The organism is Acetobacter pasteurianus subsp. pasteurianus LMG 1262 = NBRC 106471, from assembly GCF_000285275.1.
In the GTDB taxonomy this organism is placed as follows: Bacteria; Pseudomonadota; Alphaproteobacteria; order Acetobacterales; family Acetobacteraceae; genus Acetobacter; species Acetobacter pasteurianus.
Window position 1 is genome coordinate 421,634 of record NZ_CADO01000139.1, and the last position, 19,049, is coordinate 440,682.

The 19,049-nt window shown below is 54.5% G+C and carries 20 protein-coding genes and 1 tRNA gene; 15 read left to right on the top strand and 6 right to left on the bottom strand.

What is annotated here, in order from left to right; all coding sequences use genetic code 11:
* Nucleotides 1-60: 60 nt before the first annotated feature.
* The 5 genes from APA10_RS13860 (at nucleotide 61) to APA10_RS13880 (ending at nucleotide 3,593) form a co-directional block, all read left to right on the top strand.
* Entirely contained in the window at nucleotides 61-828 is a 768-nt protein-coding gene (locus APA10_RS13860) for a ComF family protein (protein WP_003628739.1), read from the top strand.
* A gap of 48 nt (nucleotides 829-876) precedes the next feature.
* Nucleotides 877-1,143 carry a glutaredoxin 3 gene (gene grxC, locus APA10_RS13865; RefSeq protein WP_003628741.1) on the top strand — a complete coding sequence of 89 codons (267 nt, stop codon included), beginning with the start codon at nucleotides 877-879 and terminating at the stop codon, nucleotides 1,141-1,143.
* Between the two features lie 22 nt (nucleotides 1,144-1,165).
* The gene (locus tag APA10_RS13870; protein ID WP_003628742.1) at nucleotides 1,166-1,654 is read left to right on the top strand and encodes a DUF1178 family protein; all 489 of its coding nucleotides are present in this window, start codon (nucleotides 1,166-1,168) and stop codon (nucleotides 1,652-1,654) included.
* 132 nt (nucleotides 1,655-1,786) lie between these two features.
* On the top strand, nucleotides 1,787-2,299 hold the full coding sequence (locus APA10_RS13875) for a DUF2147 domain-containing protein (RefSeq protein WP_003628743.1): 513 nt from the start codon (nucleotides 1,787-1,789) through the stop codon (nucleotides 2,297-2,299).
* Nucleotides 2,300-2,330: 31 nt separating this feature from the next.
* Nucleotides 2,331-3,593 (top strand): lactonase family protein, encoded by a 1,263-nt coding sequence (locus APA10_RS13880; protein ID WP_003628744.1) that lies wholly within the window; start codon nucleotides 2,331-2,333, stop codon nucleotides 3,591-3,593.
* 53 nt (nucleotides 3,594-3,646) lie between these two features.
* Here APA10_RS13880 and ubiG read toward each other — a convergent pair whose 3' ends face one another.
* The gene (gene ubiG / locus APA10_RS13885) at nucleotides 3,647-4,387 is read right to left on the bottom strand and encodes a bifunctional 2-polyprenyl-6-hydroxyphenol methylase/3-demethylubiquinol 3-O-methyltransferase UbiG (RefSeq protein WP_003628745.1); all 741 of its coding nucleotides are present in this window, start codon (nucleotides 4,385-4,387) and stop codon (nucleotides 3,647-3,649) included.
* 172 nt (nucleotides 4,388-4,559) lie between these two features.
* On the opposite strand from ubiG, the gene APA10_RS13890 reads away from it, so the two are divergent.
* The 6 genes from APA10_RS13890 to prfA all read left to right on the top strand — a co-directional run bounded on the left by APA10_RS13890 (nucleotide 4,560) and on the right by prfA (nucleotide 11,882).
* Nucleotides 4,560-5,813 (top strand): aspartate kinase, encoded by a 1,254-nt coding sequence (locus APA10_RS13890; RefSeq protein ID WP_035362166.1) that lies wholly within the window; start codon nucleotides 4,560-4,562, stop codon nucleotides 5,811-5,813.
* Nucleotides 5,806-6,888: an NAD(P)H-dependent flavin oxidoreductase gene (locus APA10_RS13895; protein WP_174714316.1), complete on the top strand. Its 1,083-nt coding sequence runs from the start codon at nucleotides 5,806-5,808 to the stop codon at nucleotides 6,886-6,888. Before APA10_RS13890 ends, APA10_RS13895 begins: the two co-directional genes overlap by 8 nt.
* A complete protein-coding gene (locus APA10_RS13900) occupies nucleotides 6,881-8,155 on the top strand; it encodes a helix-turn-helix domain-containing protein (RefSeq protein WP_174714309.1) in 1,275 nt (424 codons plus the stop codon). Before APA10_RS13895 ends, APA10_RS13900 begins: the two co-directional genes overlap by 8 nt.
* Nucleotides 8,156-8,291: 136 nt before the next feature.
* Nucleotides 8,292-9,452, top strand: coding sequence for a flavodoxin-dependent (E)-4-hydroxy-3-methylbut-2-enyl-diphosphate synthase (ispG, locus tag APA10_RS13905; protein WP_003623480.1), 1,161 nt, complete (start codon nucleotides 8,292-8,294; stop codon nucleotides 9,450-9,452).
* 124 nt (nucleotides 9,453-9,576) lie between these two features.
* Complete coding sequence (hisS, locus tag APA10_RS13910) at nucleotides 9,577-10,827, top strand: histidine--tRNA ligase (protein ID WP_035365627.1); 1,251 nt, start codon at nucleotides 9,577-9,579, stop codon at nucleotides 10,825-10,827.
* Nucleotides 10,824-11,882 (top strand): peptide chain release factor 1, encoded by a 1,059-nt coding sequence (gene prfA / locus APA10_RS13915; RefSeq protein WP_003628752.1) that lies wholly within the window; start codon nucleotides 10,824-10,826, stop codon nucleotides 11,880-11,882. The genes hisS and prfA overlap by 4 nt, the downstream gene beginning before the upstream one ends.
* Here prfA and APA10_RS13920 read toward each other — a convergent pair.
* The gene (locus tag APA10_RS13920; RefSeq protein ID WP_003623487.1) at nucleotides 11,879-12,343 is read right to left on the bottom strand and encodes a hypothetical protein; all 465 of its coding nucleotides are present in this window, start codon (nucleotides 12,341-12,343) and stop codon (nucleotides 11,879-11,881) included. The two genes, prfA and APA10_RS13920, sit on opposite strands and share 4 nt — an antisense overlap.
* A 37-nt stretch (nucleotides 12,344-12,380) precedes the next feature.
* Between APA10_RS13920 and prmC the strand changes: the two genes are divergently transcribed.
* A complete protein-coding gene (gene prmC / locus APA10_RS13925) occupies nucleotides 12,381-13,259 on the top strand; it encodes a peptide chain release factor N(5)-glutamine methyltransferase (protein ID WP_003628754.1) in 879 nt (292 codons plus the stop codon).
* Between the two features lie 259 nt (nucleotides 13,260-13,518).
* Nucleotides 13,519-13,950, top strand: a complete 432-nt coding sequence (locus APA10_RS13930; protein ID WP_035365605.1) for a DUF4167 domain-containing protein — start codon at nucleotides 13,519-13,521, stop codon at nucleotides 13,948-13,950.
* A gap of 177 nt (nucleotides 13,951-14,127) precedes the next feature.
* Here the strand turns inward: APA10_RS13930 and APA10_RS13935 are convergent.
* Nucleotides 14,128-14,202 (bottom strand) — tRNA-Met (locus tag APA10_RS13935).
* Between the two features lie 99 nt (nucleotides 14,203-14,301).
* Nucleotides 14,302-14,823: an MlaD family protein gene (locus APA10_RS13940; RefSeq protein WP_012812864.1), complete on the bottom strand. Its 522-nt coding sequence runs from the start codon at nucleotides 14,821-14,823 to the stop codon at nucleotides 14,302-14,304.
* A gap of 59 nt (nucleotides 14,824-14,882) precedes the next feature.
* On the opposite strand from APA10_RS13940, the gene APA10_RS13945 reads away from it, so the two are divergent.
* Both APA10_RS13945 and APA10_RS13950 read left to right on the top strand, forming a co-directional pair.
* On the top strand, nucleotides 14,883-15,731 hold the full coding sequence (locus tag APA10_RS13945) for an undecaprenyl-diphosphate phosphatase (protein WP_003628757.1): 849 nt from the start codon (nucleotides 14,883-14,885) through the stop codon (nucleotides 15,729-15,731).
* A 15-nt stretch (nucleotides 15,732-15,746) separates the two neighbouring features.
* Nucleotides 15,747-17,273 carry an amino acid permease gene (locus tag APA10_RS13950; RefSeq protein WP_003628758.1) on the top strand — a complete coding sequence of 509 codons (1,527 nt, stop codon included), beginning with the start codon at nucleotides 15,747-15,749 and terminating at the stop codon, nucleotides 17,271-17,273.
* On the opposite strand, the gene APA10_RS13955 is transcribed toward APA10_RS13950, so the two are convergent.
* Nucleotides 17,274-18,338 (bottom strand): ATP-grasp domain-containing protein, encoded by a 1,065-nt coding sequence (locus APA10_RS13955; RefSeq protein ID WP_003628759.1) that lies wholly within the window; start codon nucleotides 18,336-18,338, stop codon nucleotides 17,274-17,276. It lies immediately after the preceding gene.
* Nucleotides 18,335-18,901, bottom strand: a complete 567-nt coding sequence (locus APA10_RS13960) for a DedA family protein (protein WP_003628760.1) — start codon at nucleotides 18,899-18,901, stop codon at nucleotides 18,335-18,337. The genes APA10_RS13955 and APA10_RS13960 overlap by 4 nt, the downstream gene beginning before the upstream one ends.
* Nucleotides 18,902-19,049: the final 148 nt, after the last annotated feature.

Genomic DNA, 19,049 nt, shown 5'->3' on the forward strand with positions numbered 1-19,049 from the left:
GCGTGCTTCCCTGTGGTTTGCCAAGGACAGAGGGCAGGAAATTTTGTGTGAACCCCAGAAATGCAGGTGAAGATACGTAAGCTGGGCACAGCTTTGATGGATATTTTGTATCCGCCAAGTTGTGTGTTGTGTGGGGCAGGTGTGGCCCAGCATGGGCTTACCTGCGCATCCTGCTTTGGCCGCTTGCAGCCCATAAGCCGTCCATTTTGCGATGCCTGTGCCACACCTCAGCCTTCGCAGGAAAGTTTGGGGCATACGGGTTTGTGTGCTGCGTGTGAGCAGCATCATCCAGCATGGCAACAGGCGCGGGCAGCTTTTGTTTATACAACGGCAGCCAGAGATCTGATTTTACAGCTTAAATATGCAGATAGAACAGAAAATGCTCGTTTTCTGGCGCAACGTATGGCGCAGATTGGGCAGGATATTCTACACCCAGATGTATTGCTGGTGCCCGTGCCGGTGCATAGGTGGCGCTTGCTCCGGCGCCGTTATAATCAGGCGGCGTTATTGGCAGATGAAGTCGCACGTATAAGGCATTTACAGGTGGCACCAGATGCCCTTGTGCGAATACGCGCTACAACAAAGCTGGCCGGGTTTTCCCGCAAGGAACGGCAGCGGGAAATGCACAGCGCCATTACATTCAGGCCCAAATGGCAACAAAAATTGCAGGGGCGTTCTGTTGTGTTGGTAGATGATATGCTCACAACAGGTGCAACTGCTACGGCCTGCGTGCAGGCCTTAAAGCAGGCGGGGGTGCGTAGCGTTCGTCTTTTGGTGGCAGGGCTGGTGCCTACGCGGCCAGAAGTTGATATAAACCTGCCAGAATGATGTGCGGTGTCAGAACCGAACTTTCAAACATGCAGAAGGAAACTATTTATGTCTGAAATCGAAATTTACACACAACGTGGCTGCCCTTTTTGCGTGCGGGCTGTTGCGCTGCTGGAAAGCAAAAAGGTGCCGTTCAAGGAAATTAACGCACCACGCGGCACGCAGGAACGTGAAGATGCCATCCGCCGTTCTGGTGGCAGCACAACGGTGCCGCAGGTTTTTGTAGGAGATCGGTGCCTGGGCGGGTGTGATGATCTGATGTCTCTGGAGCGGCAGGGCAAGCTGGATGCCGCTTTGGGCGTGGGCGAAAACTGAAAAGGGCAGGAGGTAAAAGCGGATGATCTGTTATCAGCTCTGTTGTGCAAACGGACATACGTTTGAAGGCTGGTATCGTGATAGTGCCGCTTTTACACGCCTGAAGCAGGAAAATCTGTTGAGCTGCGCCATTTGTGGCACGCCCAAGGTGGAACAGGCCCTGATGGCGCCCGCTATTGTAAAGGGGCGCTCACAGCCTAAAAAACCGGAAGCTACGGAGCCAGTCGCAACGCCTCCACAGCAACATCCCGAAGTACCTGCCGCAACGCAACAGCCAGAACCCGTAACGCCAGATAATCTGATGAGCGCTTTGCGCCAGATCAGAGCCGTGGTGGAAGAAAACTGCGAAAACGTGGGGTCCAATTTTGCGGATGAAGCCCTGCGTATTCATCATGGAGAAGCGCCAGAACGCGGCATCTATGGGGATATGACGGCATCAGAGCGCGAAATGCTGGAAGATGAAGGGGTTGATGTGCTGCCGCTTCCGTGGGTACGCAAGACCGACAGCTGATTTTTCGGGGTTGTCGGAACAGCGCTGGGGGTGGCAGGCAGTGCTTACGGTGCCCAAATTAACAGGGCAGACCAGCCAGTTATGTAAAAAAATGTATGTTGGAAACAGGGCTGGGCGAAGGAGAAAGAGAGCATGAAAAACTTCATGGCGCGCGGCGTTCGAACCGGAATTAGGGCTTTTTTTCTTTCGTCTGTATTAGGCGTATCTGCGGCGCTGCTTCCTGCACTTGCTCAGCCTGCCATGGCGGATTCTGTTGCCATGGGTGGAGAAGATAGCCTGATGGGCTACTGGTTGAGCCAAGATCATGATGGCGTTTTCAAGATTGAAAAATGTGGGGAAACCGTTTGCGGTCGGCTGATCGGGCTGCGTTACGATGGTACGGATGTACCTAAGGGGCATGACGGAAAAACCGAGTGCAACCTCCTGATGCTAACGGATTTTCGTCCCCTGAAAGATGAAAAGAACAAGTGGGAGGGGAATATTCTGGACCCCGATAGCGGCCATAAGTATGACGCGCGCATCTGGTCTCCCCAAGCTGGCGTTCTAAAGCTGCGCGGCTATCTGGGCCTGCCCATTTTTGGTGAAACCCAGACATGGACACGTTATTCCGGCCCGCCTATGGGGCCTGTCTGCAAGATGCCCTGAGCATACGCGAATCAAGGAGAAAAACAGGATTATGAGCGGCTCGTTTTCGCGTCGTGCTTTCGGGCTGGGTAGTCTGGCGTGTGGTTTTTTAGGGAGCATTTATGCGCGGGCAGATGATGATACATCTGTGCCTAATACGCAGGATGCCGCTACACCTCCGCCGCCAGAACGTATTTTATGTTATGTAGGCGGTTATACGCAGCACGGGCCGCCGGGTGGGAATGGAGATGGCATTGCGGTTTTTGAAATGGACCGTAAAACAGGCTCTCTCAACCATCTGAATACATTTACAGATGTTGCCAGCCCGTCGTTCATTGCGTTTTCTCCAGATAAGCGTTTTCTTTACGCCGTTAACGAAATCAATGATTTTGAAGGAAAAAATACCGGGGCTGTCACGGCTTTTTCCGTAGATCATGGCACGGGTGCGTTAACAAAGCTGAATACCGTTTCTTCCGGTGGGGCAGATCCGGCGCATCTGAGCGTCCATCCCTCTGGCAAATACGTCATGGTTGCCAACTATACGGGTGGGAACTTTGCACTGCTGCGTGTGCAGAAAGATGGTTCCTTAGGGGCAATGACAACCCTGATCCATAATACTGGCCCACGTATGCCCGATAGGGCTTCGGATAATCCGCCGGGCAACTTTGCTATAAGCGATCATTCAGGCTCTCACCCGCACATGATCCATACAGACCCTTCTGGCCGCTTTGTTGCGGTGGCAGATGCCGGTCTGGATAGAATGTATGTGTATGGCATCAACTTGGATACGGGACGCCTGTTCCCGGCCAAAAAGCCGTTTACAACCATGACGGCCGGTTCGGCCCCACGGCATTTTCAGTTTTCTGCCGATGGCTTGCGGCTGTACATTCTATGCGAGCAGGATTCCAAGGTGGTGGTGGCAAATTTTGATGCCAAAACAGGGGACATTGCCCCGCAGCAGGCCGTAAGCAGCCTGACGGCTCATTTCCGGGGCAGCACGTTGGCCGCTGGCATTCTGTTTTCACCTGATGAGCATTTTCTTTATGTCTCCAACCGCTTGGGCGATTCCCTTGCCGTGTTTCAGGTGGCTAAAGATGGCGGTCTGACACTGGTGGATGAAATCTGGACACATGCCGATTACGGGCGTGCCCTTAAATTTGATCCTTCTGGCAGCTATCTGTTCGTGGCTAACCAGCGGAGTGATTCCATCACATCTTTCCGGGTGGATAAAACCACAGGCAAGATTGGCTTTACGTGGGATTTTACCCCTATTGGTAGCCCAACCTGCTTTGAGTTTCTGACACTTCCTGCTTAACTTTGTGCGTGAGAAAGTGTCAGAAACACACTGATACTAAACTAAATTCTATATCAGTCTTTTTTGAAGGCTGCGATGTAGTTGATGCCCAAGTCCCGCGTTTCTTTCCAGCTGCCAATGCTGGGGGCCATGCCAGAAACGGCAACCATCCGCAGGCCAGCGGCGCGGGCATAGCGGCCCAGTTCGGAAGGCTGGATAAACTTGCGCCATTCATGTGTGCCCACAGGCAACAGGCGCAGTAGATATTCCGCCCCAATTTTGCCCACAGCCAAAGAGCGCAAGGTGCGGTTCATTGTGGAAACAATAACCGTGCCATTGGCATCTACAAGCTGAGCCAGCATAATCATAAATGCTTCAGGATCAGTCACATGCTCTATAATTTCTAAAGCCATAACGGCATCAAACTTGGCATGTTCGGCCACCAGTTCTTCTGCACTGCCCTGGCGATAGTGTAATGTACCAGAACCGGCAGGAAGCGGGTTGGCTTCCAGATGCGCCTGTGCGGCAGCAATGCCATTGGCCGATGCATCCAGCCCCAATACGTCATACCCGGCTTTTGCAAGGGCCTCACTGGCCAGCCCGGCGCCGCAGCCAATATCCAGCACATGCGGCTTGCGGGATTTGCGGCCACGCAGGGGCAGGTGGCGGCTGGCCCATTCAATCCGCAGGCCATTCATGGCATGTAAGGGGCGCATGGGGCCTGTTGGATCCCACCACTTGTCTGCCAGAGCACTAAAGCGGGCAATTTCCTCGGAAGAAACAGAGGAAGGCGCTTCCTCTCGGGTGGCGTGCATACAACAAATTCCTTTCCTGCTGGTCTCCCCGCTGGACGAAAGGGGGCCGGGAGAGGTATGTGACGCGGCTTGTGAAGCAGCGCAACCGTTCCCATGCGTCTTTTCCGCTATGCAGGTGGCGGGAAGGGCTGGTGCAATGCGTTTTACGGCCTGTTTGGTGGAGAATAAAGCTATGTCCGGTTCCGCACCCCGGATTGTCATGAAATTCGGCGGGACATCCGTGGGGGATCTTGACCGTATCAGAGCCGTGGCCGAACGCGTCAAAAAACAGAAAGACGCAGGCTGCGATGTGCTGGTGGTTGTTTCAGCCATGGCAGGGGAAACCAACCGTCTGGTTGGGTTCTGTCAGTCTCTTTCTCCTTTGTATGATGCGCGCGAATACGATGCCGTTGTGGCAACGGGTGAGCAGGTAACAAGTGGTTTGCTGGCCATAGCCCTGCAAAAGCTTGGCGTGCCCTCTCGCTCCTTTGCCGGGTGGCAGGTGCCCATTCTTACGGATTCCCTGCACGGCAAGGCTAGCCTCGATTCGATAGATGGCGCACGTCTGCTGGGCAGCATGGCCGAAGGCATGGTGCCTGTTGTGGCTGGTTTTCAGGGGGTAGGGCCAGATGGCCGCGTAACCACGCTGGGGCGTGGTGGCTCGGATACATCCGCCGTGGCGCTTGCTGCCGCTATTAAGGCAGATCGGTGCGATATCTACACAGATGTGGATGGTATTTACACCACAGATCCCAGAATCGTGCCCAAGGCGCGCAAGCTGGACAAAATTACGTATGAAGAAATGCTGGAGCTGGCATCTGTTGGCGCCAAGGTGCTGCAAACACGCAGCGTAGGCCTTGCCATGCGTGAGCGCGTGCGTGTGCAGGTGCTTTCCAGCTTTGAAGATGGCCCCGCAGTGATGGAAGGTCATCTTCCCGGCTCTATGGTGGTGGATGAGGACGAAATCGTGGAAAAGAAACTGGTCACCGGCATTGCCTACTCCCGTGATGAAGCCAAGCTGTCGGTTCGGCGCATTCCTGACCGTCCGGGCATTGCGGCGGCAATTTTTGGCCCGCTGAGCGAAGCCAACGTGAATGTGGACATGATTGTGCAGAGCACGGGCGCCGATGGCACCACGAACATGACCTTCACCACCAGCAAGACCGATCTGCCGCGCGCTATCAGCATTCTGGAAAGCGTGCGTGGTGCTGTGCAGTATGAAGAACTGCAAACAGACCCGGATATCGTGAAGGTAAGCGTTGTTGGTAGCGGTATGCGTTCTCACGCAGGTGTGGCCAGCACCATGTTCCGTACGCTGTCTGAGCGTTCCATCAATATTCAGGCTATCTCCACCAGTGAAATCAAGGTTTCCGTGCTGGTAGCGGCAGAATATGCCGAACTGGCAGTGCGTGCGCTGCACACGGCCTATGGTCTTGATGATGTCTGATATTGCAAGCAGCCTGAACCCCGCGCCAACATCAGAAGAATGGCAACGTGCCCGCTCACGGCTGGATAAACTGTGGCAGCGCGGAACGGATTTTTTGGGCACGCCGTACGCCATTCTGGCCGGGGCGATGTCCTGGGTGAGTGAACGCCATCTTGTATCCGCCATTTCCAACGCTGGCGGGTTTGGCGTGATTGCCTGTGGCGCAATGGAACCAGCCCGTCTGGCTGAGGAAATTGCCGCCACTCGCGCGCTGACAGACCGCCCCTTTGGCGTGAACCTGATTACCATGCACCCCAAGCTGGATGAGCTGGTGCAGGTGTGTCTGGATGCCAAGGTGGGCCATATTGTGCTGGCAGGTGGTATTCCGCCTAGCTCAGCCATCAAGGCCGCCAAGGATGGTGGCGCCAAGGTTATTGGCTTTGCGCCCGCATTGGTGTTGGCCAAACGGCTGATCAAGATGGGTGTGGATGCGCTGGTGATTGAAGGCGCAGAAGCAGGCGGCCATATCGGCCCTGTTTCTCTGACAGTGCTGGCGCAGGAAATTCTGCCGCATATCCAGAATGTGCCGGTTTTTGTGGCTGGTGGCCTTGGCCGGGGTGATGCGCTGGTTTCCTATCTGGAGCAGGGCGCTGCCGGTGGTCAGTTCGGCACACGTTTTGCCGCAGCAGAGGAAAGCATTGCCCACGAAAACTTTAAAAAAGCTTTTGTGCGGGCCAATGCGCGAGATGCCACCACCTCGGTGCAGCTTGATGAGCGCTTTCCGGTTATTCCGGTGCGGGCCATCAGTAACGAGGGCGGACGCAAATTTGTGGCGCATCAGGCCGATGTTATTCGCCGCTTTCAGGCCGGTGATCTCACGCGGGAAGATGCTCAGCTGGAAATCGAACATTTCTGGGCTGGCGCTTTGCGGCGTGCGGTTATTGATGGGGATGTGGAAGAAGGCTCTGTTATGGCCGGGCAATCTGTTGGTATGGTGAAATCCGTGCAGCCAGTGGCCCAGATTATTGCTGACCTGATAGATCAGGCCGTGATAGCGCTGATCCGTCAACAACGCCGTATGGATGCTGATGGCTGAAAACGCCCCAAGTTCTGAACAGGAGCAGCCGGCTGCTCTGCCTCCGCTCCCCGATATTGGTACATACGGGGTAGGGGGCGCGCTGCGCAAACGCCGCGAACAGCTTGGCTGGTCCCTGGAGGATGTTGCTGCGTATCTGCGCATCCGTGATGCGTATCTGGATGCGCTGGAAACCGGAAAAGCGGATGTGCTTCCGGCGGAAGTGTATACGCTTGGGTTTTTGCGGGCCTATGCGCAGGCTTTGGGGTTTGATCCAACCCCCATGGTGGAGCGCTATAGGCTGGAAACGCGCAACGCCATTCGGCAGCCAGAACTTGTGTTTCCAGATCCACCGCCAGACCGGCGTATTCCGCCGGCTGTGTCCATCTCTCTTGGGCTTGCGGTTATTCTGGCCAGCTATGTGGGCTGGTATTACTTTACGGGGCACACGCCGCCTGCGCCAGAGCGCGTGCCACCAGTGGCAAGCCTTCTGCCCGGAGAGCAGACGCATAATGCGCCTTCTCCGCAAGTGGCTTCCATTTTGCCGGATAAGAGTGCTGTTCCTGCACCTTTGCCGCCATCTGCGCAGCCTAAGCCGCCCAGTGCTGAACAGGCATTGAATGCACAAGGTGCGGCAAGCGCCCTGCCTGAAAGCAGTATAGCACCAGACACACTCCAGCCGGGTAGTGATGCAGGCACGGCAGTTGCACAAACTCCCCAGCAACCCAATGCGCAAATTCCATCTGAGGCAGCGCCAGCGGCTCCTGCCGCAGTTGTTGCAGATAATCAGATCGTGCTGAAGGCTCTGGCCGCCAGTTGGGTGCAGGTGAAGGATGCCAACGGCAAGGTTGTGTATGACCACATTCTGCAACCCGATGAGGAATGGAATGTGCCGGTTGAAGGCGGGCCTTATAGCCTTACCGTAGGCAATGCCGGTGGTGTGGTGTTGCGTATGGGAGAACTGGTTACAGCCCCTTTGGGGCGCAATGGTGCCGTCCGCCGCAAAATGGTGCTCACGCCGCAAAGCGTGCGTGATGGCACATTGGCCGCACCTGCTGCGCAAAATAATGTTGCCATACCGCCCACGCATGCAGATGTTGCAGCCCCTGTGCCCAATGCGGTATCAGGAACCACAACAGATGCGCAGACAGATCTGGCAGCCTCGGAACAGGCGCTTAAGCCCAAGGAAACTGCACCCCGGCCACGCCACCGGGCCGCTCCCGTGCAAGCCGAACCAAGCGCTGATGATTTGAATGCGCGCCAGCTTCAGGGCATGGGTTCGCACTAGAATGGCACACTCGCGCGTATTATGTGTAGCCAAATGGTCCTGATTTTGGCAGGAAAACACCAAACGCAATGGAGAACGCCGTGTGGCCGAACACGGCAGCTTCCCTCAACTGTCGTTTTCGACAAAAGGATGTAAAATGAGCGGCTACCGGCCTTACCAGCATATCGAGCGTCGGAAATCTCGGCAGATCCATGTCGGCAAGGTAGCCGTCGGTGGTGATGCGCCGATTTCCGTCCAGACCATGACCAACACCCTTACCACCGATGCACAGGCCACAATCGAGCAGATTCGCCGTGCAGAAATGGCAGGTGTGGATATTGTGCGCGTGTCCTGCCCGGATGAGGAAAGCACCAAGGCGCTGGAAGAAATTGTAAAGGAAGTGAACGTGCCTATCGTGGCCGACATTCACTTCCATTACAAACGCGCTATTGAAGCCGCAAAAGCAGGTGCCGCCTGCCTGCGTATCAACCCCGGCAACATCGGCAGCGCCGAGCGTGTGCGTGAAGTGGTTAAGGCCGCCAAAGATTACGGCTGTTCCATCCGTATTGGTGTGAACGCCGGCTCATTGGAAAAGCATCTGCTTGAAAAATACGGTGAGCCCAACCCCGATGCGCTGGTAGAAAGCGCTCTGGAACACGCCAAAATTCTGGAAGATCATGACTTCCGTGAATTCAAGATCAGCGTGAAAGCATCTGACGTATTCATGGCTGTGGCGGCTTATCAGCAGTTGGCAGATGCCTGTGATTATCCGCTGCATATTGGCATTACAGAAGCAGGCAGCAAGCGTGCCGGTACTGTAAAATCCTCCATTGGTCTGGGCAATCTGCTGTGGGCCGGTGTGGGTGACACCATGCGCGTTTCTCTTTCCGCCGCACCTGAAGAAGAAGTGCTGGTGGGTTGGGATATTCTAAAGTCCCTCGGCCTGCGCCACCGTGGCGTTAAGATTATTTCCTGCCCGTCTTGCGCACGTCAGGGCTTTAACGTGGTGGAAACAGTGCAGACGCTGGAAGACCGGCTGGCACATATTAAAACTCCGCTTACCCTGTCTATCATCGGGTGTGTGGTGAACGGCCCGGGTGAAGCCCTGCTGACAGATCTGGGCGTAACCGGCGGTGGTTCTGGCCGCCACATGGTGTATGCCGGTGGCAAGCAGGATCATACCGTGCCAGCGGCTGACATGATCGAACATGTTGTGGAACTGGTAGAAGAGCGCGTTGCTGCTATTCAGGCAGAAGAAGCCAAGGAAAAGCAGGAAGGCAAGGCGCAGGAACTGCCAGACATGGCATCCGCCAACTAAGCATTCAACATTCTTCCCCTGCTTTGCGCCAAAAGGTGCGGGCAGGGGCAGACGTGCCATTTAAACAGCAAAAAACACCACGCCAGCCAAGGTGACGGGTGCCGTGGTGTGGGAATATGTATTCGTGAGCAGCATTCAGCCCGTAAGAGGAACGCACGACCTTATTGGAGAAGACCAGCGCCGCCATGCGCATGTGGTACACACAGCGCGCCGGATTGCAGGTGTTTACGGGTTTGATGAATGGGCAACCCCGATTTTTGAAGATACGCGGGTTTTCTCTCGCTCCTTGGGGGATACGTCCGATGTTGTTTCCAAGGAAATGTATTCCTTCAGTGATCGGGATGGTGAAAGCCTGACATTGCGGCCAGAAGGCACGGCAGCCATTTGCCGGGCTTTGGTGACCAATGCGCTTACGCAGTCTCTCCCACAGAAAGTGTTTTATGCTGGCCCCATGTTCCGGCATGAACGGCCCCAGAAAGGGCGGTATCGCCAGTTCCACCAGATTGGCGCAGAGCTTCTGGGCGCAGCAGAACCTCTGGCAGATGCAGAAGCCATTGCCATGGGGTACGAAGTGCTTAAAGCCCTTGGTATTGCGGATTACGTGACGCTGGAACTGAACACGCTGGGGGATGCTGCCAGCCGTGATGCATGGCGTGATGCTCTGGTGGCGTATTTTTCTGCTCATAAAGACAAATTGTCCGAAGACAGTCTGACCCGTCTGGAAAAGAACCCGCTGCGTATTCTGGATAGCAAGGATGCAGGCGATAAGGTTCTGGTGGCAGATGCCCCCATGATGGCTGAGTTTTTGACGCCAGAAGCCCGCGCGTTCTGGGATGATCTGCGCAACAAGCTGGATGTGTTCGGCATTGCCTACACCGTAAACCCCAGCATTGTGCGCGGGTTGGATTACTATAACCACACCACGTTTGAATTCGTTACTAACCGCTTGGGGTCTCAGGGCACGGTGTTGGCCGGTGGCCGGTATGATGGCTTGGTGAAGCAGATGGGCGGTCCGGAAGTGCCAGCTATTGGTTGGGCTGCGGGTATTGAGCGCCTGTCCATGCTGCTGGGGCAAGTGCCTGCAGCACCGCGCTCGGTTGTGCTGGTTCCCGTTGGCACGCCGGATGAAAGCGCAGTTGTGCAGATTTTGCAGGGTTTGCGCGGGCAAGGCTTAAGAACAGAAATTGGCTATAAGGGCTCGCTGCGCAAACGCATGGAGCGTGCAGGTAAGCAGAACGCCAGCCACGTTCTTTTTCTTGGGGAAGATGAACTGGCCAAAGGTCTGTTCCGTGTGAAAAACATGGAAACAGGGGCGGAGCAGGAAGTCTCTCGCGATACGCTGCTTTCTAAAGCGCAAGACGTATTTGCGGCATGAAGTTTGACGAACGGTTAGACCAGATTGTTAGCCGCGCGCTGGAACTGGAAGCGCAGCTGGCAAGTGGGCTGAATGGTGAGGCCTTTACGCAGGCCTCACGCGAGTATGCTGAAATCGAACCTGTTGTGGCGCGTATCAACGCCCTGCGCGGGGTGGAAGACGGTATTCAGCAAGCCGAGCAGCTTCTGGCAGATCCGGAAATGAAGGAACTGGCAGAAGCAGAGCTGGCCGAACTGCGTGAGCAACTTCCGCAGTTGCAAAAAGACGTGCGTCTGTCTCTGTTGCCAAAAGATGTGGCAGATGCGCGCAGTGCCATTCTGGAAGTGCGCCCCGCTGCCGGGGGCGATGAAGCTGGCCTGTTTGCTGCCGAACTGTTTGATATGTACCGCCGCTATGCCGACCTGAACGGCTGGCGCTTTACTGTTATGGATTATGACGAAAGCGAGCTAGGCGGCCTGCGCGAAGGTATTGCCGAAATTAACGGCAAAGGCGTGTTTGCGCGGTTGAAGTATGAATCCGGCGTGCACAGGGTGCAGCGTGTGCCTGCTACGGAAAGCCAGGGGCGTATCCACACATCCACGGTTACGGTGGCCGTATTGCCGGAAGCCGAAGAAGTGGATGTGGATATCAACGAAACAGACTTGCGGGTAGATGTGTTTCGGGCTTCTGGCGCGGGTGGGCAGCATGTGAATAAGACGGAAAGTGCCGTACGCCTTACTCATATGCCCAGCGGCATTGTGGTTTCCATGCAGGAAGAAAAAAGCCAGCATAAAAACCGCGCCAAGGCCATGAAAATTCTGCGGGCCCGTTTGTATGAGCGAGAAAGAGCGCAGGCCCATGCCAACCGGGCGGCAGACAGACGCTCTCAGGTGGGTACGGGTGATAGATCAGAACGTATTCGCACCTATAACTTCCCGCAGGGGCGTGTCACAGACCATCGGATCAACCTGACACTTTATAAAATTGATCGTGTCATGTTGGGGGAACTGGATGAGTTTGTAGATGCCCTCACGCAGGAAGAACAGGCAGCATTGCTGGCGGCTGAAGGTTTTTAACTGATAGGTGCGGCACATACGCCAGAGCGGCCGGGGTGATGCTCTGCCGCTTCTGGCGCATTGGGGTCTGTTAAAAAGAATTCGGTAAAATTGTCAGAACCCAAGGCATAAAAATGGTGGCCATCGGGGTTGTGGAGCGTGCCGTCGCTATCCACCTCATGGGTTTCCACCCGGCCTTCGGGGGAGCGAATGGTGATTTCACCGCATAAGGTATAGGTGTGGTCTAACCGCCCCATAGGAGTGGTGATTTTAACTGTTTTTTCCTGATTTTTGTCATCCAGCCGGATTACGCTGACAAGTTTGCCATCCAGATAGATGCGTGAAACTTCTGAAATTTCAGCATCAGCCTTGCCGTCTGTTACCGTAAACTCGCCTGCATACGCGTAGGAAAACGGCAGCATTGCCAAAAGGGCCAGCAGGCAGGTGGTTGTGTGCTGGATACGGTGGAAAAATTGGGGCATTGATGTCTAACCAGATCAATCCATCAAGGTTGCGTGCGTGAATACAGCAGAAAAAAAAGTTCCCTGCCAACCCATAGCGCAACTGTTGCGTGAGGGTACGCAGCTTCTGGCGCAAGCTGGTATTGAAGGCCCGCGGCGGGAAGCGCGATTACTGCTTATTCATGCGCTTTCTCTTACGCCAGAGCAACTTCTGGCACGCTCCCCAACAGAAAATGTGCCAAGTGAGCCCTTTTTTTCTTACGTAAAGCGCCGCGCAGCACATGAACCCTTTGCCTATATTACGGGCAGTAAAGGGTTCTGGAGTTTGGATTTGGCCGTGTCTCCAGCAAGCCTTGTGCCGCGTGGAGATACGGAAACACTTATTACAAGCCTTCTGGAATATTGCCCGGATCAGACAGCGGCGTTGAATATTCTGGATTTAGGCACTGGCACAGGCTGTTTACTGCTGGCGGCGTTGGCCGAATACCCTAAGGCACATGGGGTAGGGGTGGATATTAACCCGCAAGCTGCCATTTTGGCGCACGCCAATGCGCAACGTTGCGGTATGTCAGATCGCGCATTGTTTATGGCGGCAGAGTGGGATGCCGCTTTGGCGGCTGGCATGCGTTTTGATGTGGTGCTGAGCAACCCACCGTATATTCCTACCTCGGATCTGGCCGATCTTATGCCCGAAGTACGAGAGCATGAGCCCGTACGCGCGTTGGATGGTGGGGATGATGGGTTAGCTGCATACCGCTATATTTGCAGCCGTCTGCCGTTTTTGTTGGTGGATGGCGGGTTGGCTGTGCTGGAAATTGGCATAGGGCAGGAGGCCGCTTTACGCGCCTTGGCCAGCACCAATGCCTTGCGCGTGGTGGATGTAAAAGCCGATCTGGCAGGCATTGCCCGCGCTGTGGTGCTGGAAAAACAGGCGTGAAAAATAACTTGGCTTTATGTGCCTGGGTTGCTACACTGTTCAAGCTTGCTTCTGTAGCAGATGTAAAAATCCAAAATTACTGCATCAGAAATTAAAGCAGCAAGGGGGCCTTTCATTTGGCAACACTTTAATATGTTGCCTTACATAAAGCCCATTCCGAAAAAACAATTCGGCCTTCACTCAGGAAGCATACCTTTTTAATACAGGACTGTTTCTTTATGCCAAAGTGCCCTGAACAGGAAAGCGCTGTGATAAACCCATGAACGTAAAACGGATGCGGACAAGAAACCATCGTTCCAACGGGAGCAATGGGAGTTCCCGACAACTGAATGGACAGATTCCGATGAACAGGAATAATGTTTTTGATAGTCATGGCCCGGATGTACGCGTGCGTGGCACAGCCCAGCAGCTTTTTGAAAAATATCTCCAGCTTGGCCGTGATTCCACAGGCAGCGGAGACCGCGTGGCAGCGGAAGGTTACTTCCAGCACGCCGAACATTACTTCCGTATCATGAATGCCATGGCGCAGGCTGCGCAGCAAAGCCAGCAGGAACGCGCAGAACGCCTTGCCGCCCGCCAGCAGCGTGCCGTTGCGCAGGCAAATGAGGAAGGTGAAAATCGGCAGGATCAGGACCCTCAGCCCGACGTTCGGGAAGAATCTGAACCTCAGCCTGAACTTTCCGAAGGCTAAAAATCTTCAGATCCCTTGCTGCCCTGCTTCTGGTATCTGGAGGCGGGGTAGGCGAGGTATAATGGGATTTGCTTGAAGGTATCTTCAGGCGACCATAGAGCTCTGCACAAAATGCAAAAACGACACAGCAAGCAGTAAGCTTGGTGTGGGTTTAGTGTATTGATTTTTAAGGAAAATTGGTAGCGGCGGAAGGATTTGAACCTCCGACCAAGGGATTATGATTCCCCTGCTCTACCACTGAGCTACGCCGCCATCATGTGATGGCGCTGATCTACCTGATTCTCCGTGATGTCGTCAACCCGGTTTGGCGTATTTTGTTATAAAAATAATCAGATAACAGAATATACGAGCTTATTGCCCCAGATTTCCGGCACCAAAGATGTAATTGCTCACCTGTTGCTCAAGGCTTGTGGGCTCCAGCGTATGTGTCAGCATGCCGTTGGGTGGCATTATGGTGGAGGATGTACCGGGTTCAATCATCAATGCATTTTCGGATGAAAGCGTGGCGCTGCTGATTGTGAGTGTGCTGTCCTGCGGCAAATGCAGGGCACCATCCAGTGTAAAATGCACAAAGGCCATTTGGGTGGCTGGGTCCAGCGTGATGGATGAAACGCGGCCGACTTTCACGCCTGCAATATCTACATCCGCACCGCGTTCCAGCCCGTTGGCAGAAACAAAGCGGGCAGAAAGGGCATAGCTATCTGTGCCTGGAGATTTCTGGGTGCCATGCGCATAAACGGCAAAACCCAGCGTGGCTGCCAGAACTGCTCCGCTAAAAAGACACGCGCCTGCACGGTTTTGCCTGCTCATGGGTGTGTTTTCATCCCGAATAATGATGTTGTGACACAAGATTAGCATGAATCCTTGCAGCATGGTGGCGCATGGTGCAAGGACAGGCAGCAAAGTTGTGCCAGCGTGGGTTGTAACTGCATATGTCGTTTCTTCAGGCTATCATTATCGCTCTTCTTCAGGGAGCAACAGAACTCTTTCCCGTAAGTAGCCTTGGACATGCTGTTATTCTGCCGGCGTTGTTCCATTGGTCGTACGATCCGCATGATCCGGCGTTTCTGCCATTTCTGGTCATGTTGCATCTGGGTACCTCTGTGGCGCTGCTGGTTTTCTTCTGGAAAGACTGGCTGGCCATCTTCAAAGGGGCCAGTGGCAGTTGCGGCCAGCGTATGCAAATGGAAAGCTTGCATATTCTGTGGCTGCTTATTGTGGCCACCATTCCCGCTGTTGTGGTGGGCGGGCTGTTTGAGCACTTTCTGCGCAATCTGTTTGGTTCTGCTTCTTCCGCTGCCATCTTTCTGTTTTTGAATGGCCTGCTTTTGCTGGTGGTGGAACGGTTGCGCAGCAGTGTGGTGCGTAAAAACGTGAATTCTGTTGCCAGCATGACATCGCGCGATGCGGTTATTATCGGCCTATTTCAGTGCCTTGCATTTTTTCCGGGGCTTTCGCGTTCTGGCGCAACCATCTGCGGTGGCCTGCTGCGTGGTTTGCATCATGATACGGCAGCACGCTTTTCCTTTCTGATGGCACAGCCCGTTATTCTGGCCGCCACGGTGCGTGAGGCCTTCAAGATGCGGCATCTGGACCTGCAACCGGGCCAGATGCGCATTGCCTTGGTGGCAGCGGTTGTCTCTGGCCTGACTGCACTGTTCAGCACGGCTTTTCTGATGCGGTATTTCCGTGATCACGACAGATGGGCGCTTTCTCCCTTTGCCTGGTACTGCATGGGCGTAGGCGGTATTGCGACCATTCTGTTCCATTTTATGCACTGATCCAGAAATAGTCTGATGGGAGATCTTTCTGGTTCGTCGCGGCGCAAGTCCTTACAGCGTATTGAAAAGGAAAACAGCACCCAACGCCTGAGCAGAACACTGGGTCCCTTGCAACTCACCATGTTGGGTGTGGGCTCCACCATTGGCGCTGGCATTTATGTCATGACAGGTACGGCCGCCGCCAATTATGCGGGGCCATCCATCCTTCTGTCGTTTATTGTGGCCGGGGTTGCCTGTCTTTTTACGGCTCTTTCCTATGGGGAGCTGGCATCTTCCATGCCAGTTTCTGGCTCTGCCTACACGTATGCTTATGTTTCTATGGGGGAACGCTGGGCATGGGCTGTGGGTTGGCTGCTGTTGCTGGAATACGGCATTTCCTGCGCAGGGGTGGCGGCTGGGTTTTCCGGGTATGCGGTCAGCCTTCTGCAAGATTTTGGCGTGCATGTGCCCGCTGCGTTTTCCACCACCACGCTACAAGTTACGTTTGAAGGGGCATCCCGCCACGTTGCTGCGGGCTGGCGGATGGATGCCGTAGGCGCTTTTTCTATTCTGGCAGTGTCTTTGCTGCTGGTTTTAGGAGTACGTGAATCCTTCAAAATCAATGCGCTGATTGTTTTTCTCAAAGTCGGTGTTCTGGCGCTGTTTGTGGCGCTGGGTGTGTGGGAGGTGCATCCCTCTTACTGGACGCCGTTTGTTCCCAAATACGAAGGTGGTTTTCGGTTTGGCTTCCCCGGTATTTTCCGCGCCGCATCGGTTATCTTTTTTGCGTATGTAGGGTTCGAGGCTGTTTCCACTGCGGCGGGAGAGGCACGAAACCCTCGGCGCGATGTACCTGTTGGCATTGTGCTCTCGCTTATCATCTGCACGGTTGTGTACATGATTGTGGCTGCCGTGCTGATAGGCGTGGTGCCGTGGCAGACGCTGGATGTGGCAGACCCGCTGGCTATAGCCGTTAATGCCATGCATCAGCCGTGGCTGGCTTTGTTTGTAAAGCTGGGGGCCGTTATTGGCCTGTGCTCTGTGCTGATGGGCCTTTTATATGCCCAAAGCCGCATCTTTTTTGCCATGGCGGAAGATGGGCTGTTGATGCCGATGTTCAGCAAGCTGCATCCGCGTTTTCAAACACCGTGGATCGGCAGCATTGTGTTGGGGCTAGGTGTGGCGCTGGCTACCGCCACGTTGCCGATTGATATTATTGGTGATCTGGTTAGCCTCGGTACAGCCGTGGCTTTTGGTATTGTGTGCTTTACCGTTATCTGGGTGCGCAACAAGGCGCCGGAAATTCCGCGTCGTTTCAGTGTGCCGTGGGGCGGCTTTACCGTGCGCGGAATTTGGTTGGGCTATGTGCCGCTTTTGGGAATTTTCTTTTGCGCAACCATGGTGGCGCCGCTTTGCGTGGATATGATTCTGGCCCTGTATAAGGGTGACCCCATACCGTTGCTGCTGCTGCTTGCTTATGCCGGCATAGGGTGGGCCAGTTATCGGTTTTATGGTCACGTCCATTCCCGCTTAGGGCGGGAACAGCGTGAAAAAGCCAAATAATCAGTCGTTCAACGGGTAGGAAGCCAAAAGCCGCTTCTGGCGCTGCCATAGGCGCACGCCTTCCCACAAATTGGTGGGAGACCAGCCAGCCTTCTTCTTTTTGGCGCCAATGCGGAAGCTTTCCCGGTAATGATGGAACTGGGCTGCATAGGCTTCGCGCAGCGTGGTGCGGGAATCCCAGATATGGATGGCTTCTGAACCTACGCCGTTGATTTCGATAATCTCAAAATCCTTGCCTTCACGTAGCGCTTCGGCAGAACGGAACTTCACATCAATACGCCCGAAATGAAAGTCGGGAATATCCTGCATAATGGCATCAATCTGGCGCGTGAGTTCTGGCGTAATGTCGGCCTTGCCGTTGCGGAAAATGGCCCCTTTGCAATGGTTGCCCGCAAATACCAGCTCCAGTTCATCACCATCCGGCAAAACTTCTTGCAGGCAGTGGGTCAGGCGCGGGGTATAGATGTGGAGCACTTTGCTGGTGCGGCTATCTTTTTGCAACAATTGCAGCACCGTATCGCGCCCATTCCCGCGCAGGGCCGGAATGTCCTTGTAAGTGAGGGATGAGATTTCCCCCATCGGGCTGTCAGGGTGACGAATATAAAACAGTCCGGCTTCGTGCTTCCACGGAATCAGCTTTTGTATCACCAGCCGGATCTTGCGCGGGAAGGCGGCAAGGGCTGCTTTCAGTTCTTCTTCCGTGCGCACCAGTTTTACGCCGGTGCCGTTGCACCCAATATCGGGCTTAACCACGACAGGTAGGGTGAGGCCCTTGGCCTGCATGGCTGTATGAGCACGAGCAAGATCATGCATGCCGGTTGGGAGCGTGACGTAAGGTGCAATCCAGCGTTTGGCATAATTGCCTGCCATATCCAGAATGCTGCTTTTGCTTTCACCGCACAGGCCGCCCGTTTCAATACGCGGGTTGGCGGCTGTGGGCAGGGTAACATCCCCATAGCGCAGGCCAAGCAGAATCCAGTATGCCACAACGGGCGTGTAAAAAACCCAACCAGGCCAGAATTCAAAAAGGGAGAGAGGAGAAGGCTGTTTTTCGGCCTGTGTCATGTCTTCTGTTTCTGTGCTCGGGCAACCAAACGGCCCATAAAGAAAATAACCAGCACAAACCCGGCCAGCCCAGCCCAGCGCCACGCGCCAAGATGATCCAGAATAAACCCACCAACATGGAGCGAAAGCGCAAAAAGCGCGGTTGTCCAGATAAGTGTGGCCAGAAATGTAGCGGCGGTAAATATAGGCAAACCCGCATTAAAAAAACCGCTTGCCGTATAAAGCGGCAACCGGGTGCCCGGAATAAAGCGGCTGACAAATACAACCCAGAACAGGTTTTTGGAAAGCCAGACTTTCTGGTTTTCCATCTGAGCCGTGTTCACCCACCTTTGGGCGGGTTTCCAGCGCGCAGCCAGATAGCCCAAGCCGTAAAGCCCCACATCGCCTGTTACAATGCCAATATACAAAGCAATGAGTGCTGTAATGGGAGAGAGCGTATGGAGGTTAACCTGAATGGCCGTAATAACCGTAGCCGCATCTTCCAACACAAATGTAGCCAGAATGACGATAATAACCTGTGCAAGCGGGTAAGCGGCGGTAAGTTCCAGAAACTGATCCAGCAAAGAAGGGTATCTCTCTCCGGCCAGAACAGCACGGTCTTGAAGGTTTTAAGAGTGTGAGCAGGGCTCCAACAGGCTCTTTTGTGACAGTATTGTCAAGGGGTGGTGGCGGGTATTGGGGGATGTGGTGGTAAGCAAAAACAAGGAATAA